We start from the raw sequence: 18,471 nt of genomic DNA on the forward strand, positions 1-18,471 counted from the left end.
GAATAAAAAATCATCTGCGGTTTCCGAAGTAACCGCAGATGATTTGGTATTATGCAAATTGATAGATGCCGTCGGCGATGGGCGCAAAGCCGGCCTGGAAGAAGGCGGCGCAGGCTTTGGCCATATAGGCCGGGTCCTGACTGCCGGCGGTCTCCACGGCAGAGTGCATGGCCAGCTGGGCCATGCCGATGTCCACCATGGGGATGCTGACGGCCTGGCTGAGCAGATTGCCCAGGGTGGAGCCGCCGGGCTCGTCGGCCCGGTTGGCAAAGATCTGCACCGGCACTCCGGCCTGCTGGCAGACGGCTTTGAACAGACCGGCGGTGAGGCCGGTGGTGGTGTATTTCTGGTTGGCGGACAGCTTGATGACCACGCCGCCGTTGGGGTAGACCTTGTTGGCGGGATCGGCCTTCTCGGTGAAGTTGGGGTGGACGGCGTGGCCATTGTCGGCGCTGAGGAGCATACTGCCGGTCAGAGCCTGCCGCACCTGCTGGTCGTCCAGCTTCAGGACATGGGCAATGCGGGAGAGCACATCGGGCAGGAAGGAGCTGAGGGCTCCCTGCCGGGTGCCGCTGCCCACCTCCTCGTTGTCAAAAAGACAGTAGACCTGACCCAGCTTGTCCTGAGGGGCGGCGGTGAGCAGGCCCTCCAGGGTGGCGTAGGCGCAGCCCAGATCGTCAATGCGGGGGGCCTGGAACAGCTCCCCGGCGGGGCCCAGCACCACTGGCTGCTGCCGGGGGCAGAGGGTGAGATCGTTAGAGAGAATGTCCTCGGGATTCACGTTCAGCTCCTGGGCCACCAGATGGGTGAGGGAGGGGCTGCCCGCCAGGCCGTACAGGGGCTGCATATCCTTCTGGGCGTTGTAGTCATGGCCCCGGTTCACATCCCGCTGCTGATGGATGGCCAGGCTGGGGATGGTGAGCAGGTCCCGGTCCAGGTAGACCAGACGGCTCTCCACGCCCTGGGCGGTTTTGACAATGGCCCGGCCTGCCACAGTGAGGGGCCGGTCCAGCCAGGAGGCGCAGTTCATGCCGCCGTAGCCCTCAGCAGACAGGCGGAGGTAGCGCTTGTCCCCCTCCAGCACGTCGCCCTTAATATAAAAGGTGGGGGAGTCGCTGTGGGCGGCAGTCATCCGCCAGCCGGTGAGAGCGGTTTTAGGCAGCCGGAAGGCGATGAGGCTGCTCTGGTTGCGGGTGGTGTAATAGCCTTTGCCCCACTCCAGGGTCCAGGACGCGCACTCCTCCAGGCGAGTGAAGCCGGCCTCCTCCAGCAGGGCGGCGGCGCTGCCCACGGCGTGGTAGGGGCTGGGGCTGCGGGAAATAAAATTCATCAGTTGATGCAGGGTATCCATATTTGGTAACCTCCTGGGTGAAAGATCCAAAGATATGATAAAAAGCCGCGAACGTGGCAACGTCCGCGGCAGCGTGGTGCGGGCATGGGGACTCGAACCCCAACGCCGTGAAGCACGAGAACCTAAATCTCGCATGTCTACCAATTCCATCATGCCCGCCTGTTGTGTCCACTAGTTTAGCATCCGTGAGGGAAAATGTCAATTCCGACAGGGGGTTGCGGCAGGGACAGGAAGGCATTATAATGAAATGGCATATGCAGCCCAAAGGAGGAACCATACCATGGAAATTGCACCCCGGATTGCTGCCATACAGGATATTTCGGGCTTTGGCCGCTGCTCATTGACGGTGGTGCTGCCGGTGCTGTCCGCTATGGGCAGCCAGTGCTGCCCCCTGCTTACCGCCAGCCTCTCTGCCCATACCGCCTTCCCGCCCAGCGATAAAGCCACCTTTCTGGACCTGACCGGCCAGATGGAGGGGACCACAGCCCATTGGGCCGAGCTGGGCGTGACCTTTGACGCCATCTACAGCGGTTTCCTGGGTTCAGCGGACCAGATCCGGATCATTGAGAGATTCTATCAGCAGTTCCGGGGAGAACACACCCGGGTGCTGGTGGACCCGGTGATGGGAGACCACGGCAAGCCCTACCGCACCTGTACCCCAGACCTGTGCGCTAAAATGCGTCAGCTGGCTGACCAGGCCGACTGCATCACCCCCAACTGGACCGAGGCCGCCCTGCTGCTGGACGAGGACTACGCCAACCGTCCCACGGAGGAGACGGGCATCCGGAACTGGTTGGAGCGGCTGAGTCTAGACGGCAAACGTTCGGTGGTGCTCACCGGTGTGAGCCTGACGGAGGGACAGATTGGTGCGGGCTATTTTGACCGCATCACCGGCACCACCGGCTTTGCCATGGCCCACCAGGAGCCCGCCCATTTCCCCGGCACCGGTGACCTCTTTGCCAGCGTGCTGCTGGGGGCGCTGATGCGGGGAGACGAGCTGCCCGGATCGGTGCGGCAGGCGGTGGACTTTGTCCAGCGCTGCGTGGCTTGCACCCTGGAGGTGGGTACCCCGCCTCTGGAGGGGGTTCAGTTTGAGCCCCTGCTGAAGGAACTGGTGTAAACGCCGCCTAATATCAGAGAGATAAACATAAAAAAGGGACGCTGCTGATGCAGCGTCCCTTTTTTGGATTCAAGTAACTTACTTGTGGTCCACGGAATACATATGAGCAATGAGGTCCAGGACCTTGTTGGAGTAACCCCACTCGTTGTCGTACCAGGAGACCACCTTCACGAAGGTGTCGGTCAGAGCGATACCGGCGCCGGCATCGAAGATGGAGGTGCGGGGATCACCCAGGAAGTCGGAGGAGACAACGGCGTCCTCGGTGTAGCCCAGAATGCCCTTCAGCTCACCCTCGGAAGCGGCCTTCATGGCGGCGCAGATCTCGTCGTACTTGGCGGGCTTGGCCAGGTTGACAGTCAGGTCAACAACGGACACGTCCAGGGTGGGAACACGCATGGACATACCGGTCAGCTTGCCGTTCAGCTCGGGGATAACCTTGCCCACGGCCTTGGCGGCGCCGGTGGAGGAGGGGATGATGTTGCCGGCAGCAGCGCGGCCACCACGCCAGTCCTTCTTGGAGGGGCCGTCGACGGTCTTCTGGGTAGCGGTGGTGGAGTGAACGGTGGTCATCAGACCATCGGTGATGCCCCAGTTGTCATGCAGCACCTTGGCGATGGGAGCCAGGCAGTTGGTGGTGCAGGAGGCGTTGGACACGAACTTCATGTCGGAAGTGTAGGTGTTGTGGTTGACGCCCATCACGAACATGGGGGTGGAGTCCTTGGAAGGAGCGGACATAACGACCTTCTTGGCACCGGCGTCAATGTGAGCCTGGGCCTTCTCCTGGGTCAGGAACACGCCGGTGGACTCCACGACGTACTCAGCGCCCACCTCGCCCCAGGGAATGTCCTTGGGGTCCATGCAGGCAAAGAACTTCACGGTCTTGCCGTTGACAATGATGGCGTCATCGGTGTACTCGATGGTGCCGTCGAACTGACCGTGCATGGTATCGTAACGGAGCATATAAGCCATGTAGTCGGGGGTCATGAAGGGATCGTTGATACCCACGAACTCGATGTCAGAGCGGTTGATGCCGGCGCGGAACACCAGACGGCCGATACGGCCAAAACCGTTAATACCCACTTTAATGCTCATAGTGAATCTCTCCTTTGTTCTAAATAGCCTCTTAATACATCTTTCTTTGGCGCGACTACATTATAGACTAATCTGCCGGGAATGAAAAGAGGAAAAATGCAAAACTTACTGGGGAAACTGTATAAATTTATATGGCGGTTATCGGTAAACGTGGCGGTTTCGATGTAATACGACCGTATTCCTTGAGATTCGACAAAATATTTGCTATACTGACTTTGACTTTACCGTGTTTTGGGAGCTGAGAGGAGGAGGGAGGCCCATGGAGCCTGTTTCCGAGGATCTGGGGCTGCTGCTGGTGGAGCAGTTCCGGGAGCAGATGAACAATCTGGCGGCGGCGGTGCAGCTGCTGACGCCGGTGGTACAGGAGAAGGGAGGGCGCCAATGTGAGCCCTACCTGGCCATCCTCCACCAGAGTATGTACCGCATGATGCGGATGCTGGGCAATCTGGAATATCTCCAGCTGCCGGAGGACGAATTGACAGTGACCCGGACCAGTCTGGACCTTGCCGGGCTGTGCCGCGGCCTTGGAGAGCAGGTGGCTTCCCTGGCGGGACAGGCGGGCCTGGAGTTCTCTTATGAGGAGGAGCGGGGCAGTCTCATCACCACCGGGGACGGCCCCCAGCTGCGGCGGATGCTGCTGGGCCTCATTTCCAATGCCTTTCGGGCGGCCGGAAAAGGGGGGCATACCGGACTGCGCCTGGCGGTGCGCCAGGACCGGGCGGTGCTTACCGTGTGGGACGACGGCCCCGGATTGCTGCCGCCGGAGGAGGAGAAAGAGCAGGAGCTGCTCCACCGGCCCGACGGCCTGGGCCTTGGCCTGCGGGTGGCCCGGCGGATCGCCGCCCTCCACGGCGGGGCTATCGTATTTGAGCAGCGGGAGGACCGGGGGTCCCGGGCGGTGGTCTCTCTGCCCATCCGGCCGCCGGAGGGGGGCGCGGTGCTGCGTACCCCGCGGACAGACTGGGATCGGTCGGGTGGTTTCTCCGATCTGATGGTGGAGCTGTCCGCCGTATTGCCCTACGAGGCTTTTTTACCCGCTGACCTGGAGTAAGATACAAATGAAAAAAGAGCGCGGCGCTTGGCGCAGCGCTCTTTTTCTATTCCCAGGAAAGCGGTATGGAACTTGACGTTACCGGCCTTCCGTGGGATAATAATAAGAATCTTGTTTTTTGGTTTGGAGTGAGCGTATATGACGGATTTTCTGGTCCGGCATTTTGTACGAGATTATCAGCAGGTACAGGACCCGGCGGTGCGGGAGCGCTACGGTGTACTGTCCGGCGGAGTGGGTATTTTCCTCAACCTGCTGCTGTCGCTGGGCAAGTTTTTTGCCGGCGTGGTCACCGGCTCCATCGCTGTCACTGCCGACGCCTTCAACAACCTGTCCGACGCAGGTTCCTCAGTGGTGACCCTGGTGGGCTTCAAGCTGGCGGGGCAGAAGGCTGATGACGGCCACCCCTTTGGCCACGGCCGCATTGAGTATCTGGCGGGACTGCTGGTGTCCCTGCTGATATTAATGGTAGGTGTGGAGCTGGGCAAGACCTCCATTGAGAAGATCATCCAGCCGGAGGAAGTGGCCTTTTCCATCCTGTCGGTGGGTATTCTGGTCTGCTCTATCCTGATCAAGCTGTGGATGAGTCTTTTCAACCGGAAGCTGGGCAAGCGTATCCACTCGGCGGCCATGCAGGCCACCGCCACCGACTCCCTGTCTGATGTGGTGGCCACCTCCGCCGTGCTGGCAGGCACCCTCATCGGTCACTTTGCTCATGTGAGCATTGACGGCTGGATCGGCGTGGTGGTGGCAGTCTTTATCCTGCGGGCCGGCTGGGGCGCCGCCAAGGATACCCTGAATCCCCTGCTGGGCACCGCCCCCGACCCGGAGCTGGTGAAGGCCATCCAGCAGCTGGTTCTGTCCCACGAGCAGGTGGTGGGGATGCACGATCTGGTGATCCATGACTACGGACCGGGCCGTCGGATGTGCTCCTTCCACGCCGAGGTGCCGGAGGGAGACGACATCATGGAGGCCCACGATGCCATCGATCACATCGAGCGGGAGATCCAGGAGAAATTCGGCATTGAGACCACCGCCCACATGGACCCCATTGCTACCGGAGACAGTGAGGTAGCCCGTCTGCGGGAGCAGGTGAGCGAGCTGGTCCGGGAGATCGACCCAGATATGAGCATCCACGACTTCCGCCTGACCCGTGGTCCCCGACACTCCAATCTGATCTTTGATGTGGTGGTCCCCCACCGCTGCCGTCTCAGCGATGAGGAGATTCGCAGACGCATTACCGAGGCGGCAGAGCAGGTGGTGCCCGGCTGCTATGTGGTGCTCCAACTGGATCGGTCCTATGTGGGGGCAAGATAAGGCGATTTACAAATTGTTCACCCCCACTGTGGGGAAACGTGTATAATAATGTCTGATGAATAAACCGAAAATCGGTTTATTCCCGCGGCTGTAGCCGCGTAATTCCATAAAACGGCTCAAGGGAGCCGATTTTATGAAATTCAGCCATTGTTATAATGCGTATTTCCATTGGTGCGTTGAGACGCACCAATGGAAGGTGCAAGGTTTTTTGGATAACTTTGTCCAAAAACCTTGCACCTGAACAAAACTATTTGGCCCTGAAAGATTTGGCTTTCAAGCCTTCCGGCTCTGTTCATTACGCATTATAATAAGGTTAAGTGTGACACAGACGCCCAGGTATAAACGCACATACCGGAAGAATACCATTTGATTAGTCTGAAAAGGACGGTGTACTATGGCCAAGAAAGTCCTCATCGTGGAAGACGACTCCAACATTGCTGAACTGCTCCATCTCTATCTGGAGAAGGAGGGGTTCGAAACAGCGGTAGCCGGCGACGGCGGCAAGGGTGTGGAACTGTTCCGCTCCTTCCGGCCTGACCTGGTTCTGCTGGACATTATGCTGCCCGTTATGGACGGCTGGTCGGTGCTGAAAAAGATCCGGGAGAATGACAAGACCCCCGTGATCATGCTCACCGCCAAGGGCGAGACCCAGGACAAGGTGGCGGGCCTGGAGGGGGGCGCCGACGATTACATTGTCAAGCCCTTTGAGATGAAGGAAGTGCTGGCCCGCATCCACGCGGTGATGCGCCGGTTCGGCGGTGACGAAAACGGAGGGGGAGAGAAGAAACTCTCCTTTGACAAGCTGGTCATCAACCTGGATTCCTATGAGCTGCTGGTGGACGGCAAGCGGGTGGACACGCCCCCCAAGGAGCTGGAGCTTTTGTACCATCTGGCTGCCTCCCCCAACCGGGTGTTTACCCGCAACCAGCTGCTGGATGAGGTGTGGGGCTTCGATTACTTCGGAGACTCCCGCACCGTGGACGTACACATCAAGCGCCTGCGGGAGAAGCTGGAGGGCGTCAGCAGCCAGTGGAGCCTCAAGACCGTGTGGGGCGTAGGATATAAATTCGAGGTTGTGACGGCCTCATGAGAAGCCTGTATAAGCGGCAGTTTATCCTGACAGCCGGTATGATCCTGGTGTCCTTTGCTCTGTTGGGTGTGGCGTTCTTTACCCTGTCCTATCAGTACACCATCCGTCAGACCAAAGAATCCATGGAGCGCAACGCCGACTATGTGGCCAACTTCACGTCCAAGTCCCGGGCTCTGGGGCTGGGTGTGGAGGATGACGTCTACATTACCATGATCGCCACCATCGCCCAGATCTCCGACGCCGTGGTACTCATCACGGAGGCGGATGGCGAGATGGTGGTATCCACCGACGGCGTAACGGTTCAGGGCTACAACACCCTGGGCGGGCGCTATCTGCCCCGCACCATAGTGGAGCAGGTGACCCAGTCTGGGGGATATACCGGCATGAGCACCCTGGGCGGGTTCTTCTCTGAAAAGCGCTATGTGGCCGGTACGCCCATTGTGGTGGAGACACTGGACCGCAGCAGCGGCCAGGTGGTCAAGACCATGGTGGGTGTGGCCTATGTGGCGGCGGAGGCCTCCAGCCTCACCGAACTGTGGCGGGCGTTTACCACCATCTTCTTCTTTACCGCGGTGGTGGTGCTGTGCATTGCCTTCCTGACCAGCTCTGTGACCTCTCTCAAGCAGACCAAACCGTTGAAGGAGATCGCCGAGATCGCCAGAAAGTTTGGCCACGGCGAGTATGAGCTGCGGGTCAAGGGCTATGAGGACCGGCGGGACGAGGTGGGAGAGCTGGCCGAGGCCTTTAATGCCATGGCCGACTCCATCTCCAAGAGTGAGGAGCGGCGGTCCGAGTTTGTGGCCAACATCTCCCATGAGTTAAAGACCCCCATGACTACCATCGCCGGCTTTTCCGACGGCATTCTGGATGGCACCATCCCGCCGGAGCGGGAGCGGGCTGCCCTCCAGACCATCTCCTCCGAGACCCGGCGCCTGTCCCGGCTGGTGCGGCGAATGCTGGACCTGTCCCGGCTCCAGTCGGCGGAAAATGTCACTGCCCAGGAGCAGTTTGACGTCTCCGAGATCATGCTGCGGGTGCTGGTGAGCCTGGAGACCAAGATCAATGCCCGGCATCTGGATGTGGACACCCAGCTGCCCGACGGGGCGGTGATGGTGTGGGGCGATCCGGACGCCATCACTCAGGTGTGCTATAACCTGCTGGATAACGCCATCAAGTTCTCCAATGAAGGGAGCACCATGGGCATCTCCATCACCACCAAAGGCGGAAAGGCCCATGTGGCGGTACGCAACACCGGGCAGACCATCCCGCCGGATGAGCTGGCCATGATTTTCGACCGGTTCCACAAGAGCGATAAATCCCGCAGTGTGGACCGGGAAGGCGTGGGCCTGGGCCTGTATATCGTCAAGACCATTCTGAACAACCACAAGGAAAATATTACAGTGACCAGCCAGGACGGTGTGACCGAGTTCAACTTTACGTTGACCCTGGCATAAGGACAGGAGGGAGCCATGCACGGCTACTATTACGACCAGAACCGGGTCTATCCGCCGGAGGACCAGGGCCGCCGGCGGCGTCCGGGCCGGAGAGGGCCGGGGAAGGCTGTGGTGCTCTTCTGCTGCGCCCTGGCTCTGCTGCTGGTCGCGGCGGTAGTGCTGCGCTGGGTGGGTGATTCCCTGTCCCCCCGGGAGGATTTATTCCACTCTGGTGATAAATCCCCCGAAAACACCCCCTATGACTGGGGCGATACCTGGGATTGGGAGGACGAGGAGGCCGGAGAGACCACCGTGGAGCGGGCCCCCTTGGGGGACGATGTGACCCTGACGTTGACGCCCCAGCCTCAGACGCAGGCCCATACGCTCCAGACCATCTACCAGGAAAACATCCAGTCCATCGTGTCCATCTGGGGCGACGCGGGGACGTCCTACTCCTTCGGCACCGGTGTGGTGCTGTCTGCCGACGGCTACATTATTACCAATACCCACGTCATCGAGGGCTGCAGTTCCGTGGAAGTGGTTCTCCAGGACGACAGCAGCTATGAGGCTCTGCTGGTGGGGATGGATGTGCCCACCGATCTGGCCGTGCTCAAGATCGACGCGCAGAACCTGCATCCTGCTGTGTTCGGCAATTCCGACGAGCTGCAGGTGGGGGATACGGTGGTTGCCATCGGCAATCCCCTGGGCCAGGAGCTGCGGGGCACCATGACCGACGGCATCATCTCCGCCATCAACCGGGATGTGGATGTGGACGGGTACAGTATGGTGCTCATCCAGACCACCGCCGCCCTCAACTCGGGCAATTCGGGAGGCGCCCTCATCAATGAATACGGCCAGGTGGTGGGGATCACCAATATGAAGATGTCCGCCTATGACGATACGGTGGAGGGTCTGGGCTTTGCCATCCCCACTACTACCGTCAAGACGGTGGTGGACGATCTCATCCGCCAGGGCTACGTCAGCGGGGAGCCTTCCATCGGTATCACCTGCTACACAGTTACCGAAGAGATGGCGGAGGAATATGACCTGCCGCTGGGGGTCTATGTGAAAAGTGTACAGCAGAACTCCGACGCCAAAAAGCAGGGTGTTTTTCCCGGCGACGTGATCGTGGAGGCCAATGGACAGAGCATCACCACCATTGAGGAGCTGCTGGCATTGAAGGAAGGCATGGAAGCGGGCGATGTGATCCACTTCCGCCTGTGGCGCAGCGGCGGATACCTGGAGCGGGATGTGACCCTGATGGAACAGTATGTTCCCTGAACAAAGACAGAAAAAACGGGCGTCTCCGTTAGGAGACGCCCAATATTACACAGAAGAATGGATTGAATGGTGACGTGGATCGCACTTGTCCTTCCTGTGAGCTGTGAATACAATATACTATAAATTACCAAAAATGTCAAACAAAAGATTTGACGAAAGGGGTCGGAAAGAAGATGATGATTGTCAACGGGGTGGTCCACCCCATGGATGGGCCGGTGATCCAGCGGGGTTATGTGGCCTTTGAGGATGGAAAGATCACGGCGGTGGGACCCATGGAGGAGCTGACCGCCGTCGCAGAGGGGGCGATGGATGCCCGGGGAGGGCACATCCTGCCCGGCTTTATTGACGTCCACTGCCACCTGGGCCTGTTTGGAGACTCCCTGGGGTTTGAAGCGGACGACGGCAACGAGTCCACCGACCCCTGCACCCCCCAACTGCGGGCCATCGACGGGGTGAATCCTCTGGACCGGTGCTTTCAGGAGGCCAGGGAGGGGGGCGTCACCACGGTGCTCACCGGCCCCGGTTCCGCCAATCCCATCGCCGGACAGTTCCTGGCCCTGAAAACCGACGGCCGTTGGGTGGATGAGATGGTGGTGAAAGCCCCGGCGGCTATGAAATTTGCTCTGGGGGAGAACCCGAAGTCGGTATACAACGACCGGAAGGAGACCCCGGTGACCCGCATGGCCACAGCCGCCCTGATTCGGGAGGAGCTGTCCAAGGCCATGGAATATCAGGACAAGCAGGACAAGGCCTCGGAGGACCCGGATACCGATATGCCTGACTATGACGCCAAGCTGGAGGCTCTGCTGCCGGTGCTGAAGGGGGAGGTGCCCGCCCACTTCCACGCCCACCGTGCGGATGATATCGCCACGGCGGTACGGCTCAGCCGGGAGTTCGGCCTGAAGTACGTCATTGTCCACGGTACCGAGGGCTACAAGATCTCCGACCTGCTGGCCGCTGAGGGGGCTGCGGTGATTACCGGCCCCTGCCTCACCGACCGCTCCAAGCCGGAGCTGGTGGGCCAGACCCTGGCCAACCCGGCCCTGCTGGCCAAAGCTGGGGTACGGGTGGCCATCTGTACCGACCACCCGGAGACCCCCATCCAGTACCTGCCCCTGTGCGCCGCCATGGCGGTGCGAGGTGGCATGGCGGAGGAGGAGGCTCTGGCGGCCATCACCCGCAACCCGGCTGAGATCGCCGGCATCGGCCATCGGGTGGGTACCCTGACCCCCGGCAAGGACGCTGATATCGTGGTCACCCAGGGCCATCCCTTTGACTGGAATGGTAAGGTCCAGGCCGTGTTCCTGGAGGGAAAACAGGTCAAATAAGCAGCAAAAAGGCGCGCCGCAGGGCGCGCCTTTTTTGCGGTAATGGTCAGGGCTCCAGCTTGTCCACCCGGCGCTGGTGGCGGCCGCCCTCAAACTCAGTATTGAGGAAGGCATCCAAAATCTTGTCGGCCATGTTGTTGCCAATAAGACCGCCGCCCATAGCCAGCATATTGGCGTTGTTGTGCCGGCGGGTCATCTCGGCGGACAGAGGCTCGCTGCACAGGGCGCAGCGAATGCCCTTCACCTTGTTGGCGGCGATGGAGATGCCGATACCGGTGGTGCAGATGACGATGCCCCGGTCACATTCGCCGGAGGCCACCGCCTCAGCCGCCGCCCGGCCGAAGTCGGGATAGTCGCAGCTGTCGGATGTGTAGCAGCCGTAATCCTTGTAGGCCAGCTGGTGCTGGTCCAGATAGTCCATGACGTGGCGCTTGAGGGCCAGTCCTCCGTGGTCAGAACCCAGTGCGATCATAATAACATCCTCCTTACAGTGTGTGGAACACAGGTTTGCGCTTCTCGTAGGTGGCCAGATAGCGGAAGCCCGCCTCCGCCAGCAACTGGCAGGCCTGCTCACAGCCCTTGCCCACCCCGTCAGTGGTGTGTGCGTCAGAGCCGATGGTGACGATCTCGCCGCCGCAGGCCTTGAACTGCTTGAGTACCGGCAGCCACTCCTTCAGAGTGCGGCCCCGCCAAGTGTTGATCTCAATGCCCCGGCCACGCTCCGCCGCCGCACGGAAGATACCGTCCAGCACATCGTGGTAGCGGTCCAGGGAGATGGGGTGATCCATGTAGCGCAGGGGGTAGATGATGTGGCTGAGCACGTCGTAGAAATCGGTGACTGCCAGCTTTGCCATGGAAGAGAAGTAGTCATCCAGGGCGGCGTAGCAGGCAGCGGGATCGGGGTAGTCCACATAGTAGAAATCGGTGCCACCCTTTTCAGGGCAGAGATTATGGATGGAACCCAGTACGAAATCCAACTCGGGACGGTCCAGGATGGCGCGGCTGACTTCCGGATTCAAGTGGGCCATGCCGAACTCCAGGCCCAGGCGGATGGTCAGCTTACCGGCGTAACGGGGAGCTACGGCGGCGTACTGCTCCAAGGCGGGGGGCCAGTCGTAGTGGTCTACCGGCTCTCCGTAGAGCTCCAGCAGGTCGCAGTGGTCGGTGACGCACAGCTCATTCAGCCCCGCAGCCACAGCGGCATCGGCCATATCGGCCAGGGGCACGCTGCCGTCGGGGGAAAGCTTGGTGTGGGTGTGATAGTCGGTCAGGTACATAATTGAATTGCCTCCAGAGCAGCAATGTGAAAATCCATGTTTGGGGGAATTCATTTCTCCCAAACATACCACGACCCGCGCCACAGGGCGCGAAACCGGGGGTATCAAATCCGCTGTGCCGCTTGCGGCGCGGCGGATTTGTATCCAGGGGGTATGGGATACCCCCTGGACTGGCATTTAGAAGGGCCAGGCGGGGAACCACTTCAGAATGCAGGTTCCATACCAGCTGGGATAAGTGATGCCCACCAGCGCTGGGTAAAACAGCGCATACAGCGCCGCTGCGCCGCCGGTGACGGCGTACATGGCCGGTTTCCAACGGACCATCTCTTCCTTCTTGGACAGGGTGTAGAATACATAGCACAGGGCCAGGATGAGGAAGAGCACCGAGGGGAAGTAGTGGTAGGCGAAGGTGATACGGCCAATGAAGAACCAGGGCACCAGCTGGGCCAGATAACCGATGAGAATAAACAATGCAATGGGAGAGGATTGCCGGAAGGTGCGGCTGACAAACCAGCCCAGGACCAGATAGAGGGCCAGCAGGGCTACAATAAGCACCAGACAGAGCAGGCGGGTCTGGGTATCGGTCTCCGAGTCAAAAACACCGGTGACCCAGGCTGCAGAGGCTGCTCCCCCCAGTCCGGAGAGGCCAAAGAAGGTCAGCTTGGCCCACAGGGGGCGGAAAGCCTGGGCGGCGCACACCAGCATGGCCACCAGGCCGCCCCAACAGACCACAGGATTGAGGAAGGCGGCAAAGCGGGTGGTGACTCCGGCCACGGAGTTGTCCATGTAGTACAGGATGGGCCGGGCATTGACCAGCCACTCGTACCACCGGGAGGAGTAGGGGTGGGAAGAGGTAACACCGTTGTGGTAGGAGAGCATATACTTCTGGTTCTCCCACATCTCGCTGAGCAGGTTCCCCAGGGACAGGTCCCCGGAGGCCGCGGCGTAGGGCAGGTAGGACAGAACATAGATGATGGCGGGAATGACCGCAAAGACCAGCACAGAGAAGGCCAGGATTTTCACCGTCCAGCCTGTCCGCTCCTGGCGGGATTCTTCCGGCCAGCGGCGCAGTTTGACCACCAGACCGATGAAATAGAGAGCCACCAGTCCGGTGCAGCCGTAGATTACCGTCCATTTGGAGGCAGCACCGATGCCCCAGAACAGCCCCGACAGGAAGAGGGGCAGGGCGCACTGCTTGAAGGAGGCACCGTCAGGCAGGGTCAGATACCGGTACATAAAGTAGTACATCAAAAGGATGAAGAAGAAAGCGTAGGTATCGATGGTGGCCAGCCTGGTCTGAGTCAGGTGCATAAAGTCCACTGCCAGCAAAATGGTGCCGCAGGTGGCAATGGAGGTGCGGCCGAAGAGATTCTTCAAAAACAGATAGAGCAGAGGCACCATGGCCACCCCGAAGAGGGTGCCCATGAACCGCCAGCCGAAGGGCACCATGCCGAACAGGGCGATGCCCACGCTCATGATGAGCTTGCCCAGGGGCGGGTGGGAGATTTCATAGGGCTCGATACCCCGCAGGTGCTCGTAGGCGGTGCGGGGGTGGTAGATCTCATCAAAATAGGCGGAATTCTCGAAGGAGATGGTCTCCGGCACCGTGTCCGCCTCGTCAAAGAGGGGGTTGGTGCTGTCGCTGAGCCAGATACGGTCTCCGTTTTCATCGAAGAGGGCCAGCTCGTCCAACTCCAGCAGGCCCTTGTTGGCCTGGCCAGTAATGCGCAGGTAGCGGATATACTGAGGGTTGTCAAAGGTGATTTCGTTCCACTTGAACAGCTGGTTGTAGTTCTGGGTCATGGCGTAGCTGGCGCCGAAACCGGTACCGTCGGCCCAGTAGTAGCCGGTAACCTCGTCGGGGTCGTCGGCGTTGTCCTTGCGCTGCCACAGGGAGAGCCAGTTCACCCCGTCGGTGGAGATCTCCACCTGGTACTTGCCGGTACCAAGCCCGCAGAAGTACCACAGCTTGGAGACCATCACCTCGTCCTCCTGGATCAGGAAGGTCTCCGCCTTGCCGCTGCCGAAGTCCCAGGGGTTCTGGGGGCCGGTGGTGGAGCCCAGATTGAAGAAGGCGGTAACGGCATAGGCGATGGTGATGAGCACCATGGGGATAGCATCCCGTTTCACCAGGGGATGCCGCCGTCCGGCAAAGGTAAAGGGCCGCTTTTCCGGCAGAGGGGCCAGCTGCTGGGCCAGAGGGGCCCGCATGGTCTGGGCGTACCACAGAAAGAAACCCAGCAGCGCCGCGATGGTCAGAATGGGAAAAAGATATACAAGGTATTGAACGGGTCCCATAGGAGCACCTCACAGACAAAATAAGAGGACGAGTATGGTGTACTCGTCCTCCTATTTTATTTCTTCTTCTTGCGTTTGTCAAAGAAAGATTTCACGCCGTCCGCCGGACTGGGTGGAATCTCGCCCATGGCTTCGCCATAGGCACGCAACGCCTCCTTCTGTTCACGGGTCAGGTTGGTGGGAACCTGCACACTGACAGTGACGTACTGATCGCCCCGGCCCCGTCCGTTGACCGAGGGAATGCCCTTGCCCCGCAGGCGGAAGGTGGTGCCCGGCTGGGTCCCGGCGGGCAGGTTCCACTTCACCTTGCCGTCGATGGTGGGAATTTCCAGCTCGGCGCCCAGGGTGGCCTGCAGGAAGGTGACCGGGTGCTCCAGGAACACCGAGGTGCCGTCCCGCTTGAAGAAGGCGTGGGGACGGACGGTGACGCTGATGAGCAGATCGCCGGCGGGACCGCCGTTGCGGCCCGCGCCGCCCTGGCCCCGGAGGGAGACGGCCTGGCCGTTGTCGATGCCGGCGGGGATGCTGACGGTCAGCTTGCGCTGCTTGCGCACATTGCCGGTACCGCCGCAGTCCTTACAGGGCTGATGGATGATCTTGCCCTTGCCGCCGCACTTGGGGCAGGTGGTGGTGGTGGCGAAGGTAAAGGCGCCGCCGCCCCGCTGGATGCGGATGGTGCCGCTGCCGTGGCAGTCGGGACAGACCTCCGCCGTGGTGCCGGGGGCGCAGCCGGTCCCCTTACAGGTGTCGCAGCTCTCGGTGCGGTTGAGGGTGATCTCCTTCTCGCAGCCGAAGGCGGCCTCCTCAAAGCTGATGGTGACCGAGGCCCGCAGGGTCTCGCCCTTCATGGGCCCGTTGTTCCGGCGGCTGGAACTGCCTCCGCCGAAGCCGCCGCCGAAGAAGGAGCCGAAAATATCGCCCAGGTCGATATCGCCCATATCGAAGCCGCCGAAGCCGCCGCCGTTGAAGCCGCCGGCCCCGAAGTTGGGGTCTACGCCGGCGTGGCCGAACTGGTCGTACTTGGCCCGCTTCTCTTTGTCGGAGAGGACCTCATAGGCCTCATTGACCTCCTTGAACTTGGCCTCGGCGTCCTTGTCGCCGGGGTTCAGGTCGGGGTGGTACTTCTTGGCCAGCTTGCGGTAGGCCTTTTTCAGCTCGTCCTCGCTGGCGGTTTTGGCTACGCCCAGGACTTCGTAATAATCTCGTTTCTGTTCAGGCATTGGTGTTCACCTCTGTTTCAGAGTGGAGCGTGGAAAGTGAAGTGTGAAAGCAGCTCTCCACGATCCACCGTTTGGGAGAAAACGGAACGCCACACAGGCGGGGGACAAGCCCCCGCCCGCGGTGTTTTCCTGTTTAATTACTTCTGATCGTCGTCCACGACCTGATAGTCGGCGTCCACCACGTTGGGGTCGGTGTTGGTGCCGCCGGCCTGGCCGCCGAAGTTGGCGCCGCCCATGTCGGGGCCGGCCTGACCGCCCTGGGGATTGGCCTGCTGATACATCTTCTCAGCGATGGGGTAGAAAGCCTTGGAGGCCTCCTCGGTGGCGGACTTGATGGCCTCGATGTCGGTGCCCTTCATGGCGTCCTTCAGCTTGTTGATGGCGGCCTCCACAGTGGCCTTGTCGTTGGCGTCGATCTTGTCCTTGGCGTCCTCCAGAGCCTTCTCGGTCTGGTAGATCACCTGGTCGGCCTGGTTGCGGACATCCACCTCTTCCTTACGCTTGGCGTCCTCGGCGGCAAACTGCTCGGCCTCCTTGACGGCCTTGTCGATGTCCTCCTTGGACATATTGGTGGAGGAGGTGATGGTGATGTGCTGCTCCTTGCCGGTGCCCAGATCCTTGGCGGACACATTCACGATGCCGTTGGCGTCGATGTCGAAGGTAACCTCGATCTGAGGCACGCCGCGGCGGGCGGGAGCAATGCCGTCCAGGTTGAAGCGGCCCAGGGTCTTGTTGTACTGAGCCATCTCACGCTCGCCCTGCAGCACGTGGACCTCAACGGAGGTCTGGTTGTCGGCGGCGGTGGTGAACACCTGGCTCTTCTTGGCGGGGATGGTGGTGTTGCGCTCGATGAGCTTGGTCATGACGCCGCCCATGGTCTCAATGCCCAGGGACAGAGGAGTCACGTCCAGCAGCAGCAGGCCCTTCACGTCGCCCACCAGCACGCCGCCCTGCAGGGCAGCGCCGATAGCCACGCACTCGTCGGGGTTAATGCCCTTGAAGCCTTCCTTGCCGGTCAGCTTCTTGACCATGTCCTGCACGGCGGGGATACGGCTGGAGCCGCCCACCAGCAGCACCTTGGAGATGTCGCCGGAGCTGAGGCCGGCGTCGCTCATGGCCTGACGTACGGGGCCGGCAGTGGCCTCAACCAGGTGAGCGGTTAGCTGATCGAACTTGGCCCGGGTCAGAGTCAGATCCAGGTGCTTGGGGCCGGTGGCGTCAGCGGTGATATAGGGCAGGTTGATGTTGGTGGAGGTGACGCCGGACAGCTCGATCTTGGCCTTCTCGGCAGCCTCCTTCAGGCGCTGCATGGCGACCTTATCGCCGGTCAGGTCGATACCGGAGTCCTTCTTGAACTCAGCAGCCATCCAGTCCATGACGGCCTTATCGAAGTCATCGCCGCCCAGACGGTTGTTACCGGCGGTAGCCAGCACCTCGATGACGCCGTCGCCGACCTCCAGCACGGACACATCGAAGGTGCCGCCGCCCAGGTCGTAGACCATGATCTTCTGATCGGTCTCCTTATCCACGCCGTAGGCCAGAGCCGCGGCGGTGGGCTCATTGATGATACGCTTCACGTCCAGACCGGCGATGCGGCCGGCGTCCTTGGTGGCCTGACGCTGAGCGTCGGTGAAGTAAGCGGGAACGGTGATGACGGCCTCGGTCACAGGCTGGCCCAGATAGGCCTCGGCGTCCGCCTTCAGCTTCTGCAGGATCATGGCGGAGATCTCCTGCGGAGTGTAGGCCTTGCCGTCCACGTTCACCTTGTAGTTGGAGCCCATCTCACGCTTGATGGAAGAGATGGTGCGGTCGGGGTTGGTGATGGCCTGGCGCTTGGCCACCTGGCCCACCATACGCTCGCCGTCCTTGGAGAAGGCCACCACAGAGGGGGTGGTGCGGTTGCCTTCGGCGTTGGCGATGACGACGGCCTCGCCGCCCTCCATAACAGCAACACAAGAGTTGGTCGTACCGAGGTCGATACCGATAATCTTAGACATAATCAATTCCTCCAATATATCGTAAATTGTTTTTTAACTTTGGAATGTCAGCGCACATTGTGTGCCTGAACAGTCAGTTGGCAACCTTGACCATGGCGAAGCGGATCACTTTGTCTCCGCTGCGGAAGCCGGACTGGAATACCTCGACAATGGTGTTCTCACCGGCGTTCTCATCCTCCACGTGCATCACTGCGTTGTGGAGGTTGGGGTCAAAGGTCTGGCCCAGGGCGGGGATCTCTTCGATGCCCAGCTTGGAGAGGACCTCCTTCAGCTGGGTCATGGTCATCTCCACGCCCTTCTTATAGGCCTCGTCAGCGGTGTCCTGCTTGAGGGCCCGCTCCAGGTTATCGTACACCGGCAGGAAGGCGGCAGCGGTCTCCGCCTTGGAATCGGCCCAGGCCGACTCCTTTTCCTTCTGGCTGCGGCGGCGGTAGTTGTCGTACTCGGCGGCCAGGCGGAGGAACTTGTCCTCCTGGTCGGTGAGATTCTGCTTCAGAGCCTCCAACTCCTCCAGCAGGGGATTGGGGGCTTCTTCCGCAGCCTCGGGGGCGGCGGCCTGTGCAGTCTGCTCCTCAGGGGTGACCTCTTCGGGCTGTTTCTCTTTCTTACTCATGGGATG

15 protein-coding genes and 1 tRNA gene are annotated in these 18,471 nt (G+C 60.6%); 7 read left to right on the plus strand and 9 right to left on the minus strand.

Features of this window, described 5'->3' with window-relative positions:
* Nucleotides 1–49 precede the first annotated feature (49 nt).
* Nucleotides 50–1,351, minus strand: coding sequence for a M18 family aminopeptidase (locus tag B5E56_RS03865; protein WP_087388727.1), 1,302 nt, complete (start codon nt 1,349–1,351; stop codon nt 50–52).
* A 74-nt stretch (nt 1,352–1,425) separates the two neighbouring features.
* Nucleotides 1,426–1,510: transfer RNA gene (locus tag B5E56_RS03870), tRNA-Leu, on the minus strand.
* A 121-nt stretch (nt 1,511–1,631) separates the two neighbouring features.
* On the opposite strand from B5E56_RS03870, the gene B5E56_RS03875 reads away from it, so the two are divergent.
* Nucleotides 1,632–2,471 (plus strand): pyridoxamine kinase, encoded by an 840-nt coding sequence (locus tag B5E56_RS03875; protein WP_087388728.1) that lies wholly within the window; start codon nt 1,632–1,634, stop codon nt 2,469–2,471.
* 78 nt (nt 2,472–2,549) lie between these two features.
* Here B5E56_RS03875 and gap read toward each other — a convergent pair whose 3' ends face one another.
* The gene (gene gap, locus B5E56_RS03880; protein WP_087388729.1) at nt 2,550–3,563 is read right to left on the minus strand and encodes a type I glyceraldehyde-3-phosphate dehydrogenase; all 1,014 of its coding nucleotides are present in this window, start codon (nt 3,561–3,563) and stop codon (nt 2,550–2,552) included.
* Nucleotides 3,564–3,822: 259 nt separating this feature from the next.
* Between gap and B5E56_RS03885 the strand changes: the two genes are divergently transcribed.
* From B5E56_RS03885 to B5E56_RS03910, 6 genes are all read left to right on the plus strand, one after another.
* A complete protein-coding gene (locus B5E56_RS03885) occupies nt 3,823–4,614 on the plus strand; it encodes a sensor histidine kinase (protein ID WP_087188849.1) in 792 nt (263 codons plus the stop codon).
* A 138-nt stretch (nt 4,615–4,752) separates the two neighbouring features.
* Complete coding sequence (locus B5E56_RS03890) at nt 4,753–5,928, plus strand: cation diffusion facilitator family transporter (RefSeq protein ID WP_087188850.1); 1,176 nt, start codon at nt 4,753–4,755, stop codon at nt 5,926–5,928.
* 394 nt (nt 5,929–6,322) lie between these two features.
* Nucleotides 6,323–7,018: a response regulator transcription factor gene (locus tag B5E56_RS03895; RefSeq protein ID WP_087188851.1), complete on the plus strand. Its 696-nt coding sequence runs from the start codon at nt 6,323–6,325 to the stop codon at nt 7,016–7,018.
* Entirely contained in the window at nt 7,015–8,472 is a 1,458-nt protein-coding gene (locus B5E56_RS03900; protein ID WP_087388730.1) for a sensor histidine kinase, read from the plus strand. Before B5E56_RS03895 ends, B5E56_RS03900 begins: the two co-directional genes overlap by 4 nt.
* A gap of 15 nt (nt 8,473–8,487) precedes the next feature.
* Nucleotides 8,488–9,732, plus strand: a complete 1,245-nt coding sequence (locus B5E56_RS03905) for a S1C family serine protease (protein ID WP_087388731.1) — start codon at nt 8,488–8,490, stop codon at nt 9,730–9,732.
* Nucleotides 9,733–9,905: 173 nt separating this feature from the next.
* Nucleotides 9,906–11,060 carry an amidohydrolase gene (locus B5E56_RS03910; protein WP_087388732.1) on the plus strand — a complete coding sequence of 385 codons (1,155 nt, stop codon included), beginning with the start codon at nt 9,906–9,908 and terminating at the stop codon, nt 11,058–11,060.
* Nucleotides 11,061–11,106: 46 nt separating this feature from the next.
* On the opposite strand, the gene rpiB is transcribed toward B5E56_RS03910, so the two are convergent.
* The 6 genes from rpiB to grpE all read right to left on the minus strand — a co-directional run bounded on the left by rpiB (nt 11,107) and on the right by grpE (nt 18,465).
* The gene (rpiB, locus tag B5E56_RS03915; RefSeq protein ID WP_087188855.1) at nt 11,107–11,532 is read right to left on the minus strand and encodes a ribose 5-phosphate isomerase B; all 426 of its coding nucleotides are present in this window, start codon (nt 11,530–11,532) and stop codon (nt 11,107–11,109) included.
* Between the two features lie 13 nt (nt 11,533–11,545).
* Nucleotides 11,546–12,337, minus strand: a complete 792-nt coding sequence (locus B5E56_RS03920) for a histidinol-phosphatase HisJ family protein (RefSeq protein ID WP_087388733.1) — start codon at nt 12,335–12,337, stop codon at nt 11,546–11,548.
* Nucleotides 12,338–12,514: 177 nt separating this feature from the next.
* Complete coding sequence (locus B5E56_RS03925) at nt 12,515–14,635, minus strand: phospholipid carrier-dependent glycosyltransferase (RefSeq protein ID WP_087388734.1); 2,121 nt, start codon at nt 14,633–14,635, stop codon at nt 12,515–12,517.
* A 56-nt stretch (nt 14,636–14,691) separates the two neighbouring features.
* Entirely contained in the window at nt 14,692–15,855 is a 1,164-nt protein-coding gene (gene dnaJ / locus B5E56_RS03930; RefSeq protein ID WP_087388735.1) for a molecular chaperone DnaJ, read from the minus strand.
* A 137-nt stretch (nt 15,856–15,992) separates the two neighbouring features.
* Nucleotides 15,993–17,852: a molecular chaperone DnaK gene (dnaK, locus tag B5E56_RS03935; RefSeq protein WP_087388736.1), complete on the minus strand. Its 1,860-nt coding sequence runs from the start codon at nt 17,850–17,852 to the stop codon at nt 15,993–15,995.
* 73 nt (nt 17,853–17,925) lie between these two features.
* Nucleotides 17,926–18,465 (minus strand): nucleotide exchange factor GrpE, encoded by a 540-nt coding sequence (gene grpE, locus B5E56_RS03940; protein ID WP_206404954.1) that lies wholly within the window; start codon nt 18,463–18,465, stop codon nt 17,926–17,928.
* Nucleotides 18,466–18,471: the final 6 nt, after the last annotated feature.

The organism is Flavonifractor sp. An112 (assembly GCF_002161085.1).
Lineage (GTDB): Bacteria > Bacillota > Clostridia > Oscillospirales > Oscillospiraceae > Flavonifractor > Flavonifractor avicola.

Coding starts and splice junctions, on each gene's coding strand:
- B5E56_RS03875 (WP_087388728.1), top strand. CDS start 1,632: ATGGAAATTGCACCCCGGATTGCTGCCATACAGGATATTTCGGGCTTT.
- B5E56_RS03900 (WP_087388730.1), top strand. CDS start 7,015: ATGAGAAGCCTGTATAAGCGGCAGTTTATCCTGACAGCCGGTATGATC.
- dnaK (WP_087388736.1), bottom strand. CDS start 17,852: ATGTCTAAGATTATCGGTATCGACCTCGGTACGACCAACTCTTGTGTT.
- gap (WP_087388729.1), bottom strand. CDS start 3,563: ATGAGCATTAAAGTGGGTATTAACGGTTTTGGCCGTATCGGCCGTCTG.
- dnaJ (WP_087388735.1), bottom strand. CDS start 15,855: ATGCCTGAACAGAAACGAGATTATTACGAAGTCCTGGGCGTAGCCAAA.
- B5E56_RS03910 (WP_087388732.1), top strand. CDS start 9,906: ATGATGATTGTCAACGGGGTGGTCCACCCCATGGATGGGCCGGTGATC.
- B5E56_RS03905 (WP_087388731.1), top strand. CDS start 8,488: ATGCACGGCTACTATTACGACCAGAACCGGGTCTATCCGCCGGAGGAC.
- rpiB (WP_087188855.1), bottom strand. CDS start 11,532: ATGATCGCACTGGGTTCTGACCACGGAGGACTGGCCCTCAAGCGCCAC.
- B5E56_RS03895 (WP_087188851.1), top strand. CDS start 6,323: ATGGCCAAGAAAGTCCTCATCGTGGAAGACGACTCCAACATTGCTGAA.
- B5E56_RS03920 (WP_087388733.1), bottom strand. CDS start 12,337: ATGTACCTGACCGACTATCACACCCACACCAAGCTTTCCCCCGACGGC.
- B5E56_RS03890 (WP_087188850.1), top strand. CDS start 4,753: ATGACGGATTTTCTGGTCCGGCATTTTGTACGAGATTATCAGCAGGTA.
- grpE (WP_206404954.1), bottom strand. CDS start 18,465: ATGAGTAAGAAAGAGAAACAGCCCGAAGAGGTCACCCCTGAGGAGCAG.
- B5E56_RS03885 (WP_087188849.1), top strand. CDS start 3,823: ATGGAGCCTGTTTCCGAGGATCTGGGGCTGCTGCTGGTGGAGCAGTTC.
- B5E56_RS03925 (WP_087388734.1), bottom strand. CDS start 14,635: ATGGGACCCGTTCAATACCTTGTATATCTTTTTCCCATTCTGACCATC.
- B5E56_RS03865 (WP_087388727.1), bottom strand. CDS start 1,351: ATGGATACCCTGCATCAACTGATGAATTTTATTTCCCGCAGCCCCAGC.